Origin of the sequence: Nesterenkonia sp. LB17, assembly GCF_022565915.1 — a bacterium.
Lineage (GTDB): Bacteria > Actinomycetota > Actinomycetes > Actinomycetales > Micrococcaceae > Nesterenkonia.
In genome coordinates this window covers 1-19,040 of record NZ_JAJOYX010000003.1, presented here as the reverse complement: position 1 = coordinate 19,040, position 19,040 = coordinate 1, and the positions used below count along the sequence as shown (strand labels likewise).

Genomic DNA, 19,040 nt, shown 5'->3' with positions numbered 1-19,040 from the left:
CCCTCAGCTGATCGCTCAGGCAGAGCCTGAGGTGCGACGGCGTCCCCAGCAGCCCCGGCTGTCGGGGGCGCCGTCTGCGTCGGGCCTCATGCCTGTGCGCTGCACACGTTCGTGCCGCGCCAGGTTCAGGCTTCTTCAGTCTCGCGACAGATTGCTGCAGGGGGCTTGCTGAGGGCGTGCGGGGAGCCGGGCGCGGAGGACGACGCGGCTCGATTCGATGCCTGCAGGATTCACAGTCGAGGAGTCAGCGGTGGTTCGGTGCGGCGCTGCCCCGTGGCTTCGAAGGCGGCGGCGATCTGCAGCAGCCGGGCATCCTCATAGGGGCGTCCGGCGAAGGTCAGCCCCACCGGCATCCCGGTGTCCGCCATGGTGCCCATGGGCACCGTCACCGTGGGAATCCCCAGGTGGCGCCAGACGAGATTGCCGTTGGCGACCCATACCCCGTTGCGCCAGGCCAGCTCGGCCGAGTCCGCTGAGACGTCTGCATCCGCCGGCCCGACGTCGGCCACCGCGGGAAAGGCGATGACGTCGAAGCCGTGGTGATCCATCCACTGCTCGAAGTCGAGCTCGCGGGTGCGGACGAGCCCTTCGATGCCGTCCTGCATCAGCGGAATGCCCGCCAGGTGCAGGTCGGGGTGGGCACGCACCAGCTCCGGCAGGGTTGCGATGTCATCATCGAAGCCGTCGTAGCGATCCGGCAGAGCCCCGGGCGGAGGCGGAAAGATCTGGCTGCCGTCGACGCGGACGAGGCTGTGCAGGGCTGGATCCGCGTTGGCCGCCAGGAAATCCTCACAGGACCAGGCAGAGAGCAGCCCCACCTCCTGGCGGAGGTACTCCTCCGACACGAGCCCGCGGGTCTTGATGGTCGGAGCTCCCGGCCGGTCCCCCTCGTAGTTGGACACCACCGGCAGGTCGCTGCGGGTGAGCGTGGCGCCGGCGGCGGTGAGGCTCTCGACCGCGGCCTCCCACAGCTCGAGCACCGAGGCTCGCGGGAGCACCCTTCGTCCGGTGGATCCCCCGATGCCGGTCACCCCGTCGAATCTGGGCGCGGCGGTGCCAGCCTCAGGATCCTCGCCCAGGTACATCCGGGGCGCGCCGATGTTCAGCCCTCCCAGCACCTCGCGGGCAGCAGAAGGGTCATCTGCCGCAAGGGCGGCGTAGGAGTCCGGGCGCAGCGCAGAGGCCGGTGGCAGAGCGAGCCAGGGCTGAACCCGCCAGAAGTCCCCGCGGGGCTGCGCGTCATCGGCGACGATCACCTCCAGCACCTCGAGCATGTCGGACATCGTGCGGGTGTGCGGCACGGCGACGTCCATGGTCGGCACCAGCGGCCAGTTCCCCCGCATCGAGATGACGCCCCAGGAAGGGGTGTAGGCGCAGAGCGCGTTGTTCGAGGCCGGTGCCCGACCGGAGGACCAGGTCTCCTCAGCCAGCCCGAAGCTGGCGAAACTGGCCGCGGTCGCCGTGCCGGAACCGTTGGAGGATCCGGAGGCGAAGGCGGAAGTCAGGAACGCCGAATTGTAGGGGCTCTCGGCTCTGCCGTAGAGGCCGCGCTGCATCCCGCCGTTGGCCATCGGAGGCATGTTCGTCAGCCCGAGCAGGATCGCTCCCGCGCCGCGCAGCCGCTCCACGACGAAGCAGTCCTGCTGTGCCACCAGGTCCGCGAAGGCGGGGGAGCCGGCGGCCACGGTCAGCCCGGCGGCCTTGTAGCTGTCTTTGGCGGTGTAGGGGATTCCTTCGAGCGCGCCCAGCGGTTCGCCCGCGGCACGCCGCGCGTCTGAAGCACGAGCCTCCTCGAGGGCTCGTGGATTCATCACCACCGTGGCGTTGAGTCGGGGACCGTGCTGGGTGTCCTGCCGGTCGTACGCCTCGATCCGGTCCAGATACGCCTTCACCAGCTGCTCGCTGGTGAGCGCGCCGCGATCCAGGGCGTCGCGCAGCTGGGCGATGGTGGCTTCGACGACGTCGAAGGCGCTCTCCGGTGACCCGCTCATCGGTCCGTCTCTCCGTCGACCAGGCTCAGCGGCGCCGAGTGGCTCACGGCGGAGGGCTGTTGCTGCGTGATGCAGTGGATGCCGCCGCCGAAGCGCAGGATGTCTCGGGCGTCGAGAAGTTCGATGCGCCGGTCGGGATAGGCCTCGGCGAGGATCGCGGCGGCGGTGTCGTCGTTGGGGTCGTCGTAGGCGCACAGGGCCACCACCCCATTGGCCACATAGTGGTTGATGTAGGTCCAGTCCACATGCTCGCCGTCATCGAGGATGGTGGCCGGCGCCGGGACGTCGATGATGCGGAACGGATCGCCGGCGGCATCGTGAGCCGTCTCCAGGAAGGCGCGCAGCTCGCGGGTCACCTCGTAGTCCGGGTGGGCCGGGTCGTCCTGGCGGTGCAGCAGGATGCTCCCGGACGGGGTGAAGGCCGCGAACATGTCCACGTGGCCGCGGGTCCCGTACTCCTCATAGTCCCGGGTCAGTCCGCGTGGGAACCAGACGGCATGGGTGGTGCCCAGTGCGGCGTGGATCTCGGCCTCGATCTGTTCATGGGACTGTCCAGGATTCCGGCCGACATCGCGCTGGACCGTCTCGGTCAGCAGCACCGTGCCGCGACCATCCACGTGGAAGCCCCCGCCCTCATTGACCAGCAGGCTGGTGACCCGCGCGGCTCCCGAAACTGCAGTCACGGCGGCGGCGATGTGCTGATCGCGGGTCCAGTTCGCCCAGCTCTGCGCGCCCCAGCCGTTGAACGCCCAGTCCACCGCGGCGAGCTCGCCATCGGCCCGATGGACGAAGGTCGGCCCGATATCGCGCATCCAGGCGTCATCCAAGGGCATCGGCCGGAGCGTGACTGCGTCGCCGAGCAGCTCCTGGGCCACCGGCAGGTCCAGCGGATCTGCCACCACGGTGACGGGTTCGTGATCGGCGATGACCCGGGCGACCCGACCCCAGGCCGCGCGGACGGCGTCCAGGGTGTCTGAACCGGGGTCGCCGAAGGTTGCGTTGGCAGGTGGGAAGGCCATCCAGGTCCGGTCATGCGGCGCCCATTCCGGGGGCATCCGGAGCGGGTCGTGGGGCGAGGTCATAGGGCTCCGTCAGAGGGTAGGGAATTCGGTGGTCTCGAAGCGCCGGCGGAAGAACTCCGGCCGCTTGTGGTGCTGCCAGAACATCGCGGCGATGCCGAGGCTGAAGACCAGCATGCCCAGGATGAAGACCAGGCCGACGCCGCCGATCTCCGAGCCGGAGCCGTAGTCGGGGTCCATGGAGTCCCAGATGGTCTGGAAGAAGAAGATCAGCAGCAGGATCCCGCCGACCAGGGGAGCGAGCAGCTTGTTGAAGAAGTCCCCGGCGGAGGCCGTGGCCTCACCGCGGAAATACCAGACGCAGGCCAGCGCGGTGATCCCGTAGTAGAAGCAGACCATCATGCCCAAAGTGGTGATGGTGTCCCACAGGACGTTCTCCGAGATGATGCGCATCACCACGTAGAACACCGAGGCGATCACCACGGCGACGACGGTGGCGTAGGCAGGTGTCTGATAGCGCGGGCTGACCTGGGCGTACTTCCGGTTGAGGGCGCCGTAGTGGCCCATGGCCAGCATGGTGCGGGCCGGGGAGATCATGGTGGACTGCAGCGAGGCGGCCGAGGAGGAGAGCACCGCCAGCGACATCAGGATCGCCATCGGGCCCATGACCGGTCCGGCCAGCGCCGCGAAGACGTTCTCCTGGATGTCGGGGTTGCCCAGGCCGAACTCGCCGTCGGAGACGCCGGCGAATGTCAGCGCCCCGAGGGTGACGATGGTGTAGAGGCTGACGACCACCAGGATGGTCAGGATCGCGGCCCGCCCCGGGGTGGTCGTGGTGCCGCGAGACTCCTCGTTCATGGTCAGCACCACGTCCCAGCCCCAGTAGATGAAGACCGAGAGTGCGATGCCGGCGGAGAAGGCGGAGAAGGACTCGATGCCGAAGGGGTTGAACCATTCCCAGCTGAAGGCCGTGGCGTCGAAGGCTGAGCCCGCGGAGACCTGGCGGAACGCAGCGACGGCGAACCAGAGCAGCACCAGGACCTGGAAGGAGACCAGCACATACTGCACGGTCTTGGTGGTCTCCATGCCTCGGTAGGAGACGTAGGCGGCCGCGGCCATGAAGATCACACAGGTGATCACGTTGATCGGAACGTTGCGGGTCAGTTCCGCGATCGAGTCGACTCCGGTGATCTGGCTGATCGCCAGGTAGAAGAAGTCCACCGCGATCCCGGCCAGGTTGGAGAGCACCAGGATGGTCGCGGCGAGCAGGCCCCAGCTTCCCATCCAGCCGATCCACGGACCGAAGGCCTTCGACGCCCAGGTGAAGGTGGTGCCGGCGTCGGGCATCGCGCGGTTGAGCTGTCGGTAGCCCAGCGCGACCAGCAGCATCGGGATGAACCCGACGATCAGCACCGCCGGCAGGTGATCACCGACGGCGGAGGCGGTGGGGCCCAGCGCCCCGGAGAGGGTGTAGGCGGGGGCGATCGTGGAGACACCGATGACCACAGCACCGAGCGCACCGATGCTTCCGATGCTCAGTCCCTTGCTGTGGGTGTGTCGGTCCGGTGTCTGGATGTCGGTGCTGCGGGGTTCGCGCATGGTGTGGTCTCCTCGGTCAGCGCGCGGCGGGCGCGCTGGTGTCAGGGTCGCGCGGCAGCAGGACCATGGGGATCGGCAGATGGGAGAGCACCCGGGCGGCCGTCATGCCCAGGAAGATGTGCCGGCGTCGCGCCAGCGGGGACGAGCCGATGAGCAGGATCCCGCCCTGTGGCCAGTCCACCGTGCCCACCGCGTGGCGCAGCGTCCGTCCGGTGGCGAGGATGTGCTTGATCGGCTCAGCGGAAGCTGTTCCGGCGTCGGCATCGGGCCCCTTCCCGGCATCGTGCCGGGCCGGACCGGATTCCTTGTCCTCGAAGGTCACGAAGGTCAGCGCGGCACCCAGCTGGCCTGCCCAGGATTCACCTGAACGGGTGACCTGGTGGTCGGGGTGAGCGGCGGAGACGGCGGCCATCACGTCGGTGATCTGCGTGTTCGCCCGGTAGCCCGCGGGGGCCAGCGCCACCGGGACGGGGGAGCTGTGCAGCAGCGCGGTGACCGCCGGGTGGGTCATGATCCGGCCGAACCCGATGCCGGAGCCGGTGACCAGCACGTCGGAGTCCAGCTCCTGCACCGCGGAGACGAGTCCCTCGGCGATCGAGCCGGCGGGGCGGATGTGGCTGTGGTGCCTGATCTCGGGCGGGATGACGGCTTCGGCCTCGGCGATCCACTGCTGGGCCTGTTCGGCGATGATCCCGACGACGCTTCCCACCGGGGGATATTCCTGCTTGAACGCCGAGTCCTGGCGGATCACCAGGATGAGGTCGAGTCGTGCCCCGGCCGACCGGGCCAGCGCGATTCCCAGCGCCAGGGCGTCGAGGCTTCGCTCGTCGCCGCCGAAGCCCACCGCCACCCGGCGAATAGTCTTCTCAGCCATGGTTCTCCTCCACATGATCGGTGTGCTGCGCGTCATCATCTGTGTTCCCCGCCAGGCGGTCCACGACGTCCGCGGCGGTCCGGCGTCCCTGCCGCAGCGCCCCGTCGACGTGTTGGTAGCCTTCCGCCGCCAGGTCGGAGCAGGCCCAGTGCAGCGGACCTACCGCGCTGCGCTGATGCGCGCCGTAGCGGGAGAGTCCGCCGATGTCGAAGCTCGCGGCGTAGGCGCCGCGGGTCCATTCCTCGGAGCCGAAGTCCGACTCGTAGTAGACCTCTGGAGTCAGCGCCTCCTCGCCCAGGTAGGCGGCGAGTGAGCGCAGGATCGTTTCGCGGCGCTGCTGCGCGGTGAGGGTGAACATCTGATCGGCCACTTCATCAGAGACGAAGCCGACGAGGGTGCCGCGATGGTCCTGGTGGTTGGTGTTGTCGTAGACCTCCTGGCAGACCTCGTTGGGACCGAAGCCGGTGCCGGAGAGACCCTGTTCTCGCCAGAAGGGACGGTCGTAGACCGCGTGGACCTTGATCACCTGGCCCATGGACTGGTGCTGATGCATCTGGTGCTGGAGCCGTGGCAGCGGCGGCTCGAAGCTGATCCGCGAGTACAGGTTCGGCGGCACCGCGATGATGACCTCGCGGGCTCGCACGGTGACCCGATCGGAGAAGACGGTGACCCCGCCGTCGGGGTTCCAGGCGATGGTGCGCACCGGGGTGGAGAGCTGCACCGAGTCGGCGGGCAACCGGGCCTCCATCGCTTCGGAGACGCTCTGCATCCCGCCGACCACGCGGCGGTCGAGGATGAAATCCTCGTCCACCAGGTTGCTGAAGGATCCGGCGGAGGTGGCCATCAGTACCGCCTGCAGCGCGGAGAAGGCGTGATCGGGTTTGGTGAGCATCCCGCCGGCGAGGAAGATCGCGATGTTCTCCCGGGCGGCGGCGTCCTCGGTCTGGCTGCGCAGCCACGCGTTGAAGGTCACGGTGTCGAGCTCGCGCGCCATCGGATGGGCCCAGGGCTCTTCGGGCCCGATGAAGGCGGACAGCTCGTCGAGGATCCCGATGATCCGCTGCATCTCTGCGACAGTGTGCTCCGGTGCGGGAAACATCTCGCTGGTGAACTCGTGGCGGACGCCGTCGCGGTCGAGGTAGAGGTTCGCACCCTCCCGGTAGCGGGTGAAGGTCTCCATTCCCAGCTCTTCGAGGAGCTCCAGGAGTGCGGTCTGGTTCCGGGAGACCCACTGGCCGCCGATCTCCAGGAAGGCGCCGTCGATCTCTTGGGACCAGGTGCGCCCGCCGACGCGGTCTCGCGCCTCCAGCACGATGGTGGAGCGGCCTGCGGCCTGCAGCGTCCGGGCGGCCATCAGCCCGGCGGGTCCCGCGCCGACGACGACGACGTCGCACTCGCGCGCTTCGCTGCTGCCCAGTGATCGTTTAGCTTCCATGCTGTTCCCCTTCGCGGATAAATTAACTATATTCATTAACGGGGAGTCTCGAGCGGTTGTCAAGACCTGCTGGAGATTTTCACCGGGGTGATGTCAGGCCCATAGACTGGGCCCTCGTGGCCAGCGGCCAGTGACTGACGGATCACCGGTGGCTACGCTGTCGCCGACGGCGCGAGATGAGCAGGGGGAATTGCACAGTGACTGCGGAGAAGACGCGATCTCGAGGACGAGGTCGACCCACCTCCCCGGTGCTCTCGCGCGGGGTGATCGCAGGCAAGGCCATGACCTTGGTCGCCGAGCGCGGGTATGACCATCTGACCATGGCGGGTCTGGCGCGCAAGCTCGGGGTGTCGGCCTCGGCGCTGTACAACCACGTGTCCTCCAAGCAGGACGTGCTGGTGCTGATCCAGGATCGGCTCAACGAATCGATTGACTGTTCCGCCTTCGACCGGCTGCCCTGGCCGGAGGCGCTGAGCGTATGGGCGCGCTCCTATCGTGAGTGCTATGTGCAGCACACCGAGCTGATTCCGCTGATCGCCGTGCTGCCCATCGCTGACGCCCCGCAGTCGCTGCGGATGTACGAGCGGGTCTTCAGCGCCCTGCACTCGGCTGGGATAGAAGACCGCGCCGCGGTGGACATCATCGCCGGGATCGAGGCGCTGGTCTTCGGAGCGGCCTATGACGCCGCAGCCCCGGCGGACATCTTCGACCCGGGCGGCAGCCTCGACATCGCACCCACCTTCGCCCGGGCAGCCGAGCTGCGATCAGCCGACGCCCGCGCCTCGGCTGATCGAGCCTTTGAGATGACCCTGGAGGTCCTCGTAGACGGGCTGGCTCGCCGGGTCGAGAAGGGTGAGACGTTCAGTCCAAGGCATGCATGACGTGTTTGACCCGGGTGTATTCCTCCACTGAGTAGAGCGAGAGGTCCTTGCCGTAGCCGGAGGCCTTGAACCCGCCGTGCGGCATCTCGGCCACCAGCAGCAGGTGGGTGTTGACCCAGACGCAGCCGAAGTCGAGATCGCGGCTCATTCGCATCGCCTGTCCCTGATTCGTGGTCCAGACGCTCGAGGCCAGCGCGTAGTCCACGCCGTTGGCCAGCTCCACGGCCTGCTCCTCGGTGGAGAAGGGCTGCACCGTGAGCACCGGGGCGAAGGTCTCCTCCTGGACCAGCTCGTCCTCCTGGCGGACCCCGGTGATGATGGTGGGCTTCACGAAGAATCCCTTGGAGTCCTTCGACGGTGCGCCCCCGGTGATCACCGTGGCGTGGTCGGGGATGTTCTCCAGCTTGGTGCAGACGGTCTCGAAGTGGCGCACGTTGTTCAGCGGGCCGTAGTCGTTCTTCGCATCATCGAGCTCGCCGGTGGTGAGCTTTGCCGCCTGGGCGGCGAGAAGCTCGACGAACGCGTCGTGGACGCTGTCCTGAACCAGGACTCGGGTCACCGCCGTGCAGTCCTGGCCGGCGTTGAAGGTGCCGAAGGTCAGGATCATCTCGGCTGCCTTGTGCAGATCTGCGTCGGCGAAGACCACCGCAGGAGCCTTGCCGCCCAGTTCCAGATGGGTGCGCTTGACCGACTTCGCGGCAGACGTCGCGACGGCCTGGCCCGCACGCACCGAGCCGGTGATCGCCACCATCGCGGGGGTGCCGTGTTCGGTGAGCAGCTGCCCGGTGCTGCCGTCGCCGAGCACCACGTTCAGCACGCCGGCGGGCAGCACCTCCCCGGCGAGCCGTGCCAGCACCAGGGTGGATTCGGGTGTGGTCTCTGCGGGCTTGAGCACGATGGTGTTGCCCGCGGCCAGGGCGGGTCCGATCTTCCAGATGGCCATCATGAGCGGGAAGTTCCACGGAGTGATCTGCGCGACGACGCCGACCGGCTCGCGCCGCACATAGGAGGTGTGTCCTTCCAGGTATTCCGCCGCTCCGCGGCCTTCGAGCAGTCGTGCCGCCCCGGCGAAGAAACGCAGCTGGTCGGCGCCGACGGCCACCTCTTCCTCGGCGATGATCCGCCGCGGCTGTCCGGTGTTGCGGTGCTGAGCCTCGACCAGCTCGTCGGAATGCTGCTCCATCTTGTCCGCCAGCGCCAGCAGGCAGCGCTGGCGTTCCGACGGCGTCACCGACTTCCATGAGCGGAAGGCTTCGTGCGCCGCGGCGAAGGCGGCGTCGACGTCGGCCGCATCGGAGACCGGGGAAAGGGCGACGCGCTCGCCGGTGACGGGACTGGTGACGTCCATCTCCGTCGAACCCCTGGCTGCCACGAATGATCCGTTGATGTAGTTCTCAAGCCGCGAGCTCACAGAGATCTCCTCCACACTCAGATAATGATTCGGATTCATTTTACGGTGAGAGCATGTGATGCGCAACACTCCTGGAGAATCCGTGAGGGAGCGGAGGCGTCCCGCTCAGCTGTAGGGCAGTCGGTGAAGCCGCTGGCCCAGCCGGTGCTGCCGCTCGGCCTGGATGCGCAGCCGTCGATATTCGCGGTTGCGACGCTCAGCCATGACCGCAACCAGGAACTCGGTGGCGGAGGAGGGCGGGGCCGGCGGAGCGACGTGGCCGGCGACCTCATCGGCCAGCCGGTTGGCGGTGTGCTCCAGCGCCTGGGTGTTGTGCCCGCGAGGGCTGTCCTGGATGGTGCGCAGGAACCGCGAGGCTCGAGCAGCCACGGTGTCCGGGATCCGGCCCAGGTCAGCGATCTGGGTCCAGGAGGTCAGCTGCGGGGGCACCGGCAGCATCATCGGCTTCACCGCCGGCTGGCGGACCCGGATCACGTAGGTGCCGGCGACCATGTCGCCCAGGCGCTTGGTGCGCCGACTGAACATCCCGGCGAAGAGCGGGATGATCCCGAAGCTGAGGTAGATCTCCCCGAAGCCGACCAGCGCGCGGATTCCGGCATGGCGCAGCCGGATCGCGCCGCCGTCGTCGCGCACCACCCGGGTGCCGAAGATCAGCCGCCCCACCGATCGACCTCGAGACAGGGTCTCCACCGTCATCGGCAGGATCACCAGGCACAGCACGGCCCCGCCGAGCATGACCGCGGCCTCCAGGGCCGGGTCGACGGCGCCGGCGCCCGCGGCCATGCCGGAGAGGAGCAGGAAGGCCAGCAGCGCGGCCCAGGCGATGATCAGGTCCACGATCAGCGAGGCGGCGCGGGTGATCAGCGAGGCGGCCGGAAGCTCCAGCTCGACGCCTTCACCGGTGATCACATTGCGCATGAGCCCAAGCGTAGCGTTCCGGGGGCGGCGTCACGCGTCGGCGGTCATCTAGGCGGTGGGAGTCCAGGGCTGGAGGATCTCACCCATCGCCTCGGTGAGGCTGCGCTGCAGCAGCGGACCGAAGGACACCCGCTTCACGCCCAGCTTCGAAAGCTCCTCGAGGCTCAGTCCCTCGGGGATCGCGCCGTTGACCGGGTGGGCCGTCACGTTCAGCGGGGTATTCACCGCCGCCAGGATCCGTTCCAGGAAGTCCCGGGAGGGGACCTTCACGGGGTAGAGCGAATCCGCTCCAGCCTGCTCGAGCAGGCGCATCCGGTGCAGCGCATCCTTGAGCTGGGCCTCCGGGTCTTCGTCGGTGGTGAACGCATCGGTGCGGCCGTTGATCACCAGATGCGTCCCCGCGGCGTCGGCGGCGGCGCGGATCGCGGCGATGTAGGCGGCGTGCTCCTCGGGGGAGCGCATCTCGTCCATCGAATGGACCGTGTCTTCGATGTTGATCCCGGCCGCGCCGGCCTCCAGGGTCCGGTGCACCAGCTCCTCGGCGGGAGTGTCATATCCGGACTCCAGATCCACCGAGACCGGGATGTCGACGACGTCGGTGATGCGTCGCACCACGTTCAGGACGTCGGACAGCTCCATGGCCTCGCCGTCGGCCTCACCCAGGGAGTCCGCCACCGGGTGGCTGCCGATGGTCAGCGCGGAGAAGCCGAGGGAGGCGCACGTCTCGGCCGACCAGGCGTCCCAGACGGTGGGCAGGATGACCGGGGTGGCCTGGTGGTGGAGCTCGAGGAGACGCTGGGCATGCTGCGCAGAAGTAGTCATCTCCGCATCGTGGCACATGCGCGACGTCGAGGGAAGGTGGTCCCGCAGGTGCCGCCGTGACGCGCTGAGTACGGGGTAGTCTCATGGCGTGGATATCGACGCCTTCATCGCCGTGCATCAGCATGAGTGGGACCGGCTCGCCACGCTGGCCTCGCGCCGTCGACTCTCCGCTGGAGAGGCCGATGAGATGCTGCGGCTCTACGAGCGGACCTCCACACACCTGTCCATGATCCGCGCGGCCGAGCCGGATTCGCCGGTGGTGGCCTCGTTGTCCGCCCCGTTGGGCCGGGCCCGTGCGCATCTGACCGGGTCCGGGGAGAACGTGTTCGTCTCCAGCGCATATTTCTTCACGCAGACCCTGCCGGTGGCGTTCTACCGGATCCGATGGCTCACCGTGATCCTGGGGGCTGGGTTCATCGCCGTGACGATCGCCTTCGCCCTCTGGACGATCCATCACCCACAGATCGATCTGCTGATGCCGGAGGATGCCCGGCAGAGCTACGCGGGCACCGAGTTCGTCAACTACTACTCGGAGCACCCGAACTCCAGCTTCGCGGCTCAGGTATGGACCAACAACGCCTGGATCGCCGCCCAGGAGGTCGCCTTCGGGGTGACCGGGGTCTTCGTGCCCTTCGTGCTCTTCGTCAACGCCCAGGGTCTCGGCATGGCGGCCGGAGTCATGGCCGAACAGGGCGAGGCCTCCACCTTCTGGCTCTACATCCTGCCGCACGGGCTGATGGAGATCACCGCGATCTTCATCGCCGGGGCGGCCGGTCTGCGGATCTTCTGGGCCTGGGTCGCGCCGGGACAGATGCGCCGCTCCGCCGCGCTGGCCGCCGAGGGGCGCAAACTCATCACGGTGGCCTTCGGGCTGGTGCTGGTGCTGCTCATCTCCGGGGTGGTGGAAGGCTTCGTGACCCCCTCTGATCTGCCGCACTGGCTGCGCATCGGCATCGGCGCCGCGGTGCTCGCCGCCTACTGGGTCTACACCCTGGTGCTGGGCGGGCGGGCACACCGGGCCGGGGTCACCGGGGACCTCGGAAAATACGACGCCGGCACGGTGGAGCTCACAGCCTGAGGCGCGGACCGAAACAGCTGGGGCGCCGGCCCTCGGTCCGCGCTCTGCGTCCCAGGCCCTGCAGAGCACGGACTACTGAGTTCTCTACCTATTCCCTGAGGACACCGGTCACATCACACTGGTGTACGACGGCACATCCGACACGATCATGACACTCGAGGCCCGCAGCAGAGAAAGACAGCATTAGTGACCCTCAATGGTTTTGGCATCTCTCGCAGAGAGCTCGTCGGCAGATCCGCCGACATGCAGATTCTGCAGCAACACGCCGAACGTGCGCGCCAGGGACACGCTCAGCTCGTCGTCATCGAAGGCGAGGCGGGCGTGGGAAAGACGACGCTCGTCAAGGAGTTCCTGGCCTCCCTGGAGGGGTTCAGCCAGTTCTCCATGACACTGCTGGAGGAGGATCAGCAGAAGCCGGCTTCGGTCTTCCGGCTGGTCTCAGCCGATCCCTCAGCCCCGACGATCCGAACGCCCCAGGAACTGGTCGAGGCCGCCCGATCAGGGGTGGCCGCGCTGCACGGTCCCTTCATCGCAGTGGTGGAGGATTTCCACTGGGCCGACCCGGTGTCGGTGGAGGCCGCAACGCTGGGCCTGCGCCAGATCATCCCAGCTCCGGGCCTGATCCTCTTCACGATGCAGCACCCCGAGCGTGAGGATCTCAAACGCCTGGTCCAGATCGCCCAGTCGAATCCGGCGGCCTCCCACATCGTGCTGTCCACGCTCAGCGAGCAGGGCGTTCGCGAATATCTCAGCGCCGCGACCGGGCTGCCCATCTCGGAGCATTCAGCCGCCCAGGTCCACCACATCACCGGAGGGCTGCCCGTGGTGGTGCATGAGGCGGCCACCTGGCTGGAACACACGAAGTCCTTTCCCGGGCGCAGCACCCAGCACGTGCTGGCGCGCGTGGAAACCGCCATGCAGGAAGATGCCAGCCGGTACCGCCAGCACATCGTGGCAAGCATGGAATCACTCAGCACCAGCGCTCGGGAGGTGCTCGAGCTGTTGGCACTGGCCGCCGTGCCGCTGCCTGGGTGGTACCTGCTGCGTGGGCTCCACGCGCAGGAGCAGGATCTGGCGGAACTCCGGAACCTGGATCTGGTGAGCCGCGACTCCGCGGGGGTGAACTACCGGCTGCGAAGCGCCAGCTGGCAGAGCACCCTCCGGGATCTCATCCCACCGGTGGACCGGGTCAGGCTTCTGCTGGCACTGGCAGAGTTCGACGACGGACCGGAGAGCTTCGCATTCCGGCTCAGTGCGGCTCGCCTCGGGGAGGACCAGGAGCACCTGGTGATGTTGGGTGAGCTTGGGGTCGAACGCACTGCAGAGCTGGAGGAGCAGGGGTTCGGGGAGAAGGCTGAGAGCCTGATCGAGCAGGTGACCACCGCGCTGCCCCAGGAGGGCGGCCTGCGTGCACTGATCAGCCTTGCTGTCCGTCGACGTGCGCTGCCCCAGGTGATCAACGACGGCCTGGATGTGGCCTTTGAGAACATGCCCGAGGGGACCCTGCAATCGGCGTGGAACGCCCTCATGCTGCTGCGCCGAGGTTCCACCGGCGAGGCCGTGGCCTCACTGGGGCTGTTCCCGCCCGGCCCTGCCAGCCGGACCGAGGACGTCGTGGTCTTCGCCTACGCGGTCAGCGAATGTGGCAGGCTCGCGATCCCCTATGGCATCGGGGTTCCCAGCCCTGCCTTCTTCGGGACTGCGCTCACCGAGATCCAACAGTGGCGTGATGCGTCTCGTGCTGGAGCCGAGTCCCGCGAGGACGCCCCTGAGGTGGGGGACTATCTGGGGCAGCTGATGGTGATCATCGAGATGTGGAGTGTGCTCGCCAAGGGCCGGGGGGAGCGAGCCCCTGATGAGAGTGTGGCGGAGCTGCGAGACCTGTTGGCGCGTCGAGTGCCTGGCGCGGGGACCGGGCTCGCCGCGAGTGCGGTGCGGTCCGCGCTGGGTGCTCGGATGCGGCTCGCCGGCGAGTGTCGGGCGTCCTTTCGGATGCTCGAATCCCTTGTCCAGGAGCCTGCTACTGACTATCTGGACTCTGCTCGGCTTAATTTCGGCCTCTCGCTGTTCTACTCGGGACGCTGGGACGAAGCGGAGCAGCTGACTACCCGCGTGGCGGCCAATGGCCTGGACAACGGTGAAGACGTCCATGCCCTGATCGGCTATGCCTTCGCGGCGCTGGTGCCCCTGGCCCGTGGACAGGCGCGCGGTGAGCGGCTGCTCGATGTCGTGAAGAAGGCCCAGCACGGTCCCGAACCGACGGCGGCGGATGCGATCTGCGTGTTCGTCGAAGCGTGGGCCTGCCTGCTGCGAGAGGAGAACCCGCGTGCGCTGGACCTGCTGCTGGCGTTGAAGGAGCGGCAGTCACCGTGGAGCGTCATCGGTCTGATGCAGGTCACGCTCCTGGGGCGCCTGCTGTGCCAGCAGGACCGGAGCGCGGAGGCGCGGGACCTGCTCCAGACGGTCAGCGATGTCAGCATCCCGGCAACACCCGCTTCGCGCCGATACGCGGAGAATTACCTCTCCGGGCTGACTGCAGATGATCCGCGGCAAGGCATGGGGCGCCTCCTCGCCGCGATCGATCTGCTGGATCTCATCATGCAGCCGCAGCGTTCCCCGGGGGAGGCTGAACGGGGGAGCTTCCGGCTGCACCGAGCGCTGCTGGCGCTGGACATCGCTGACCTCTGTGCCGCGCACCCCGAGGTTCTCAGCGAGCATCGGACTCGCGCTCTGGGCCTCCTGGCCTGGGCTGGGGTGGTGTTCACCCGGTGCGGCGTGGAGCCTCTCGCAGAACATGTCGGTCAGACCCGCCAGCGCCTGAGAGCGGGAATCCGCGGAGGAGCCGCGGGCGCCGGCGTGGTGGCTGACTTCGACGATGGGCTGCATGTGCTCACCCGACGCGAGCGTGAGGTCGCCAGACACGTCGCCAGGGGCCTGACCAACCGGGAGGTGGCGGATCACCTGGTGCTCTCGGTCCGGACGGTCGAGACCCATGTCCGCAATATTCTGAAGAAGTTGGAACTCGACAGCCGCAAGACCCTGCGCCGGCGGCTGACGACGACGGCACCTGCGAGGCAGCAGTAGCTGCACCTGGCAGGTTGCCGAATATCTGCGCTGGAGAACCTCGAGCCCACCCTTGTCCTCCGATCTGACTCCGAGTGCAGACCGGGCCGCACCACAGGCTCAGACAAGGATGAAGCGCAGGGGCGCAAGCTGATTGGAACGGCGCTCGAACCCGATCGTCAGGACCTCAGCTCCTGCATGTAGACGCCGATGTCGTCCTGACGCTGGTGAAGGCTGTGCGGGAGCTTTGCACTGAAACGACCTACGCGAGTCCGGAGGGTGACTGCGCTGAGCGCCCTCCTAAGCAGGAGGAAGCCCCAGGACAGGCGCCGAGACTCTGGGTGACCCCCACGCCGCCTCAGGCCGCGAAGAAGCTGACCTGCAGTCGGTGTGCGCCTCGCGAGCACCTGAGACGAGGCCCGACGCCGACTCTCCGCGCTTCCTCCCCACATAAGGGGTGCCGCGCTCATACTGTTGAGGAGAGTCAGTAATGCGTGGAGAGGCAGATATGAGCGCGAATTCCGATCGGAACGAGGCCGGCAGGCCCGCCGATGAGAACGAAGATTTTGAATCCGGGCTGGACTACGGTGCCTTCGCATCCGAAGAGCCCGATTTTCCCGACGACAACCTGAGCGCCGAGCGTGACCAGCGCCCGGCCCAGTCGGGTCGACGAGGTGCAGCCGAGTCAGCCACCGGTCAGTCAGGCACGGGTCAGTCAGGCGCAGGCCAGGCCGGCGTCGGTCAGCCCGATGAGCAGGCCACCCAGGCCATCCCGGCGACCCGCGACCCGCAGGACACGTCCGGTCGTCACGACCAGGGCAGGGACGCCCCCACCGAGAGCATTTCGCGCACTCCTGCGCCGGGCGCCGGTGCGGAGAGCCCCAATGCCACGCGTTCCCTCGATGATCTGCGCTCGCCCCGGGACACCCGTTCGACGGATGACACGACCACGTTCACCGGAGCGGCTGCGGCAGGTGCACAGGGAGCAGGTGCCGCGACATCAGGTGCAGCAGCATCAGGCGCTGCGGGGGATTCCAGAACCACGCAGCAGGCCACGCCGAGCCCTACTCCAGCGACGCCGAACCAGGGTGCTGATACCGACCAGCCGACGGAGAACGCCGCGGAACTGAGCCGACGTGAGCAGCGTCGTCGTGATCGGGCCGAAGCGAAGTCCGACGATCAGGACACAGCCGTAGTTCCCGCTGATCGCTCCGATCGTCCAGGGTCCAGTCAGACCCACGCGGCCTACGGCTCGGACGAGTCCGTCACCGACGCTGACCTGAACGATGAGGTCGCCCGCTCCAAGCGTGGCGTCTCCCGCTTCTTCCAGGTCCTGATCGCGATCTTCACTCCGATCCTGCTGCTGGTCGCCGCAGTGCGCCTGGTCGCCTCCCCGCTCTTCCTCTGGGTGGCCTACAACCGTCCATGGATTCCGGACGGCGCCTACAGCATGGACGCTGATGACCGGCTGGTCTACGGCTCCTATGGCACAGACTTCCTGACCAACCTCGCAAACTCGCGCTACCTGTCAGAGCTCGCGCCCGGTGGAGAACAGCTGTTCACCGAGGGTGAGGTCGCGCACATGGTCGACGTCAAGTTCGTGGTCCTCTGGGCCATGCTCATCGGCGTCCTCCTGCTGGTGATCACCTTGATCCTGGCGCTTCTGCTTCGCGCCTGGCGTCCAGGGGGAGTGGCCCGCGGGCTCTTCGCCGGCGCCTGGGTGACCTTAAGCCTCATCATCGCCGTCGCAGTCCTCGCGATCATCGACTGGCAGCTCTTCTTCGCCGAGTTCCACCGGATCTTCTTCGCCGACGGCACCTGGACCTTCCCGACCGACTCCACGCTGATCCAGCTCTACCCCGAGCAGTTCTGGATCGACGCCGGTGTCGCCGTAGTCGCGCTCGCGGTGCTGTTCGCCGTGATCCTGCTGATCGCGACCTGGCCCACCCGCCGTCGGCGTGCGCGCCGGGCAGCACGCCTGGCCGAGGTGCACGAGCGGCGCAAGGTCAAGCTGGTCGAGGAGCTGAACAAGGGCAACGGGGATTACAGCGAAAGCTCGACCCACACCCCCGCTCGTGGTCGCAAGCGTGACCGCAACCTCGACTGAGAGCGGGATCAGACCACCTCGGTGGGCTGAGTCCGCAGTGTTCGACGGGCCCTGCTCAGCGGGCGTCCCGGGTACACTCTTCGCTGATGACCAGTGACAACACCGCCGCAGCCCCAGCCGCCCAGGGCCCCCTAGTAGGGATCCTGGGCGGCATGGGTCCTGCCGCCACCGTCGATTTCTATTCGAAGCTGATCGCGGCCACTCCCGCCGCCACGGATCAGCAGCACCTCCGCGTCATGATCTGGGCCGATCCGACCGTCCCGGACCGCTCGCAGGCGATCGTGGGCCACGGAGAGGACCCGACGCCGAAGCTGTCGGAGGGCGCCCAGCAGCTCAAAGACGCCGGCGCCGCGTTCTACGTGGCCGCCTGCAACGGCTCTCACGCCTTCCTGCCGCGGGTCCGTGAGCAGGTGGACCTGGAGTACGTCTCCATGATCGACGTGACCGCCGAGCACCTCAGTGCCCTGCCCTACGTGAAGGCCGCCGGTCTGCTGGCCACCGATGCGACCCTCACCGCAGGGCTCTACCAGGACAGCCTGGCCGCCTACGGGGTGGAGCCGATCGTTCCCGAGGCCGCCGATCAGCACACGGTGATGGAGGCGATCTACGCGGTCAAGGGCGGCAACCTCGGCCCCGAGCTGCGCGCCGCCCTGGTCAGGGTGGCCCAATCCCTGGTCGCCCAGGGCGCCGACGTGATCGTCGCGGCCTGCACCGAGATCCCCCTGGCGATGACCACCGAGGAGTCCCCGCGACCGCTCGTTGATCCTGCGGTGCTGCTCGCAAACCATGTCGTGACGAAGGCGAATACGCTGCGCGGAGGAGCTTGAGGGCGGCCGGTCCGGACTGAGAGCAATGGAGCGTCGCCGCTGACCGCGTTCGTCAGACTGAGCATGACTCACAGCACCTCCGCGCCCCGCGCTGCGGCGTGAAGACCCCGAGGCCGGCAGCTCATGGATCCCCGAGGGTCGGCTGTTCGACGCGTCGATGCGTCGGTGCGCTCCCTCGACGGGGGTGACTGCCGAGGGCGATGCCCCGCGCAGGGCGAGTCGGACAAGACGCACGGCCGAAACGACGGTGGCATCCAGGACTTGGAGCCGTGCAGACAGTGACGTCGCGACTGGTGGCGGCGGACGCGGACCGCCACGGAGCCCGGGCCCGGGTCCCGGGGCCCGTGTCAGGGCGCATGAACTCCACGTCCACATCCCCCGGGCCGGGCGTGCCCGGCACAAAACCCGATCGCCGACGGGGTGGCGCACTGATCTGGGACGTGGGGGAAACGCACACGTTGTCGTCAGTGAAACGACAGTCACCGCTCCTAGCGTCAGGAGTGAACGGCATCGTAGATCGTGTCGATGCCGTCGCCCCTGACGAAAGGCAACCATGACTGACCCCATCAACACATCCCCGCGTCCTTCCAATCCAGAGGATGCCGCGAGCAAGACCCCGTCCGCAGCTGAACCCCGGACATCCTCACCAGACTCAGATGCGACCGGACCTGTGCCCGCGGTCCATGCCGCCCCCTCGGGTCTGGAGCCGGTGACCGGTGAACCGGGCTACTCCGCCCGGCATGCCTCCGAGACAGGTTCTCCGGGCACGACCGACCAGTCCCGGTCCGGTCCGGCCAGCGCGAGCCGGCCCAGCACTGGCCAGAGCACATCAGACCAGGGCACATCAGATCAGGGCTCATCCGAGCAGGGCAGGTCAGATCAGGCGACGTCAGATCAGGCCAAGTCAGATCAGGCCAAGAGTGCGGCCCAGGACGTGGCCGGTGATGCCAAGGACGCCGGCCGGGCCGTGAAGGACACCGCGGCGCAGGAGGCCGCTGGGGTCAAGGACGACGCG

General features: G+C 67.8%; 14 protein-coding genes. 6 read left to right on the top strand and 8 right to left on the bottom strand.

The window, feature by feature from the left end:
* Window positions 1-230: 230 nt before the first annotated feature.
* Genes LTH96_RS07485 through LTH96_RS07465 form a run of 5 tightly spaced genes read right to left on the bottom strand, consistent with a single transcriptional unit; the run spans window position 231 to window position 6,918 of the window.
* On the bottom strand, window positions 231-1,991 hold the full coding sequence (locus LTH96_RS07485; protein WP_241465129.1) for an amidase: 1,761 nt from the start codon (window positions 1,989-1,991) through the stop codon (window positions 231-233).
* Window positions 1,988-3,073, bottom strand: a complete 1,086-nt coding sequence (locus tag LTH96_RS07480) for an agmatine/peptidylarginine deiminase (protein WP_241465128.1) — start codon at window positions 3,071-3,073, stop codon at window positions 1,988-1,990. Before LTH96_RS07480 ends, LTH96_RS07485 begins: the two co-directional genes overlap by 4 nt.
* A 9-nt stretch (window positions 3,074-3,082) precedes the next feature.
* Entirely contained in the window at window positions 3,083-4,609 is a 1,527-nt protein-coding gene (locus tag LTH96_RS07475; RefSeq protein ID WP_241465127.1) for an APC family permease, read from the bottom strand.
* Between the two features lie 16 nt (window positions 4,610-4,625).
* Window positions 4,626-5,483 (bottom strand): universal stress protein, encoded by an 858-nt coding sequence (locus LTH96_RS07470; protein WP_241465126.1) that lies wholly within the window; start codon window positions 5,481-5,483, stop codon window positions 4,626-4,628.
* Window positions 5,476-6,918 carry an NAD(P)/FAD-dependent oxidoreductase gene (locus tag LTH96_RS07465; protein ID WP_241465125.1) on the bottom strand — a complete coding sequence of 481 codons (1,443 nt, stop codon included), beginning with the start codon at window positions 6,916-6,918 and terminating at the stop codon, window positions 5,476-5,478. Before LTH96_RS07465 ends, LTH96_RS07470 begins: the two co-directional genes overlap by 8 nt.
* Window positions 6,919-7,115: 197 nt before the next feature.
* Here LTH96_RS07465 and LTH96_RS07460 point away from each other — a divergent pair, with 197 nt between their 5' ends.
* Entirely contained in the window at window positions 7,116-7,799 is a 684-nt protein-coding gene (locus LTH96_RS07460) for a TetR/AcrR family transcriptional regulator (RefSeq protein ID WP_241465124.1), read from the top strand.
* On the opposite strand, the gene LTH96_RS07455 is transcribed toward LTH96_RS07460, so the two are convergent.
* From LTH96_RS07455 to LTH96_RS07445, 3 genes are all read right to left on the bottom strand, one after another.
* On the bottom strand, window positions 7,780-9,210 hold the full coding sequence (locus LTH96_RS07455) for an aminobutyraldehyde dehydrogenase (protein WP_241465123.1): 1,431 nt from the start codon (window positions 9,208-9,210) through the stop codon (window positions 7,780-7,782). The genes LTH96_RS07460 and LTH96_RS07455 overlap by 20 nt on opposite strands.
* 105 nt (window positions 9,211-9,315) lie before the next feature.
* The gene (locus LTH96_RS07450) at window positions 9,316-10,128 is read right to left on the bottom strand and encodes an RDD family protein (RefSeq protein WP_241465122.1); all 813 of its coding nucleotides are present in this window, start codon (window positions 10,126-10,128) and stop codon (window positions 9,316-9,318) included.
* Between the two features lie 48 nt (window positions 10,129-10,176).
* A complete protein-coding gene (locus LTH96_RS07445) occupies window positions 10,177-10,950 on the bottom strand; it encodes an isocitrate lyase/phosphoenolpyruvate mutase family protein (RefSeq protein WP_241465121.1) in 774 nt (257 codons plus the stop codon).
* 88 nt (window positions 10,951-11,038) lie between these two features.
* Between LTH96_RS07445 and LTH96_RS07440 the strand changes: the two genes are divergently transcribed.
* The 5 genes from LTH96_RS07440 to LTH96_RS07420 all read left to right on the top strand — a co-directional run.
* Window positions 11,039-12,028, top strand: coding sequence for a stage II sporulation protein M (locus tag LTH96_RS07440; RefSeq protein WP_241465120.1), 990 nt, complete (start codon window positions 11,039-11,041; stop codon window positions 12,026-12,028).
* A 186-nt stretch (window positions 12,029-12,214) separates the two neighbouring features.
* Window positions 12,215-15,112: a LuxR C-terminal-related transcriptional regulator gene (locus LTH96_RS13305; RefSeq protein ID WP_342357812.1), complete on the top strand. Its 2,898-nt coding sequence runs from the start codon at window positions 12,215-12,217 to the stop codon at window positions 15,110-15,112.
* A gap of 487 nt (window positions 15,113-15,599) precedes the next feature.
* On the top strand, window positions 15,600-17,198 hold the full coding sequence (locus tag LTH96_RS07430; protein WP_241465118.1) for a DUF1461 domain-containing protein: 1,599 nt from the start codon (window positions 15,600-15,602) through the stop codon (window positions 17,196-17,198).
* 86 nt (window positions 17,199-17,284) lie between these two features.
* A complete protein-coding gene (locus LTH96_RS07425) occupies window positions 17,285-18,025 on the top strand; it encodes an aspartate/glutamate racemase family protein (protein WP_241465117.1) in 741 nt (246 codons plus the stop codon).
* Between the two features lie 553 nt (window positions 18,026-18,578).
* Window positions 18,579-19,040: hypothetical protein (locus tag LTH96_RS07420; RefSeq protein ID WP_241465116.1), on the top strand; the 462-nt coding region annotated here is incomplete at its 3' end.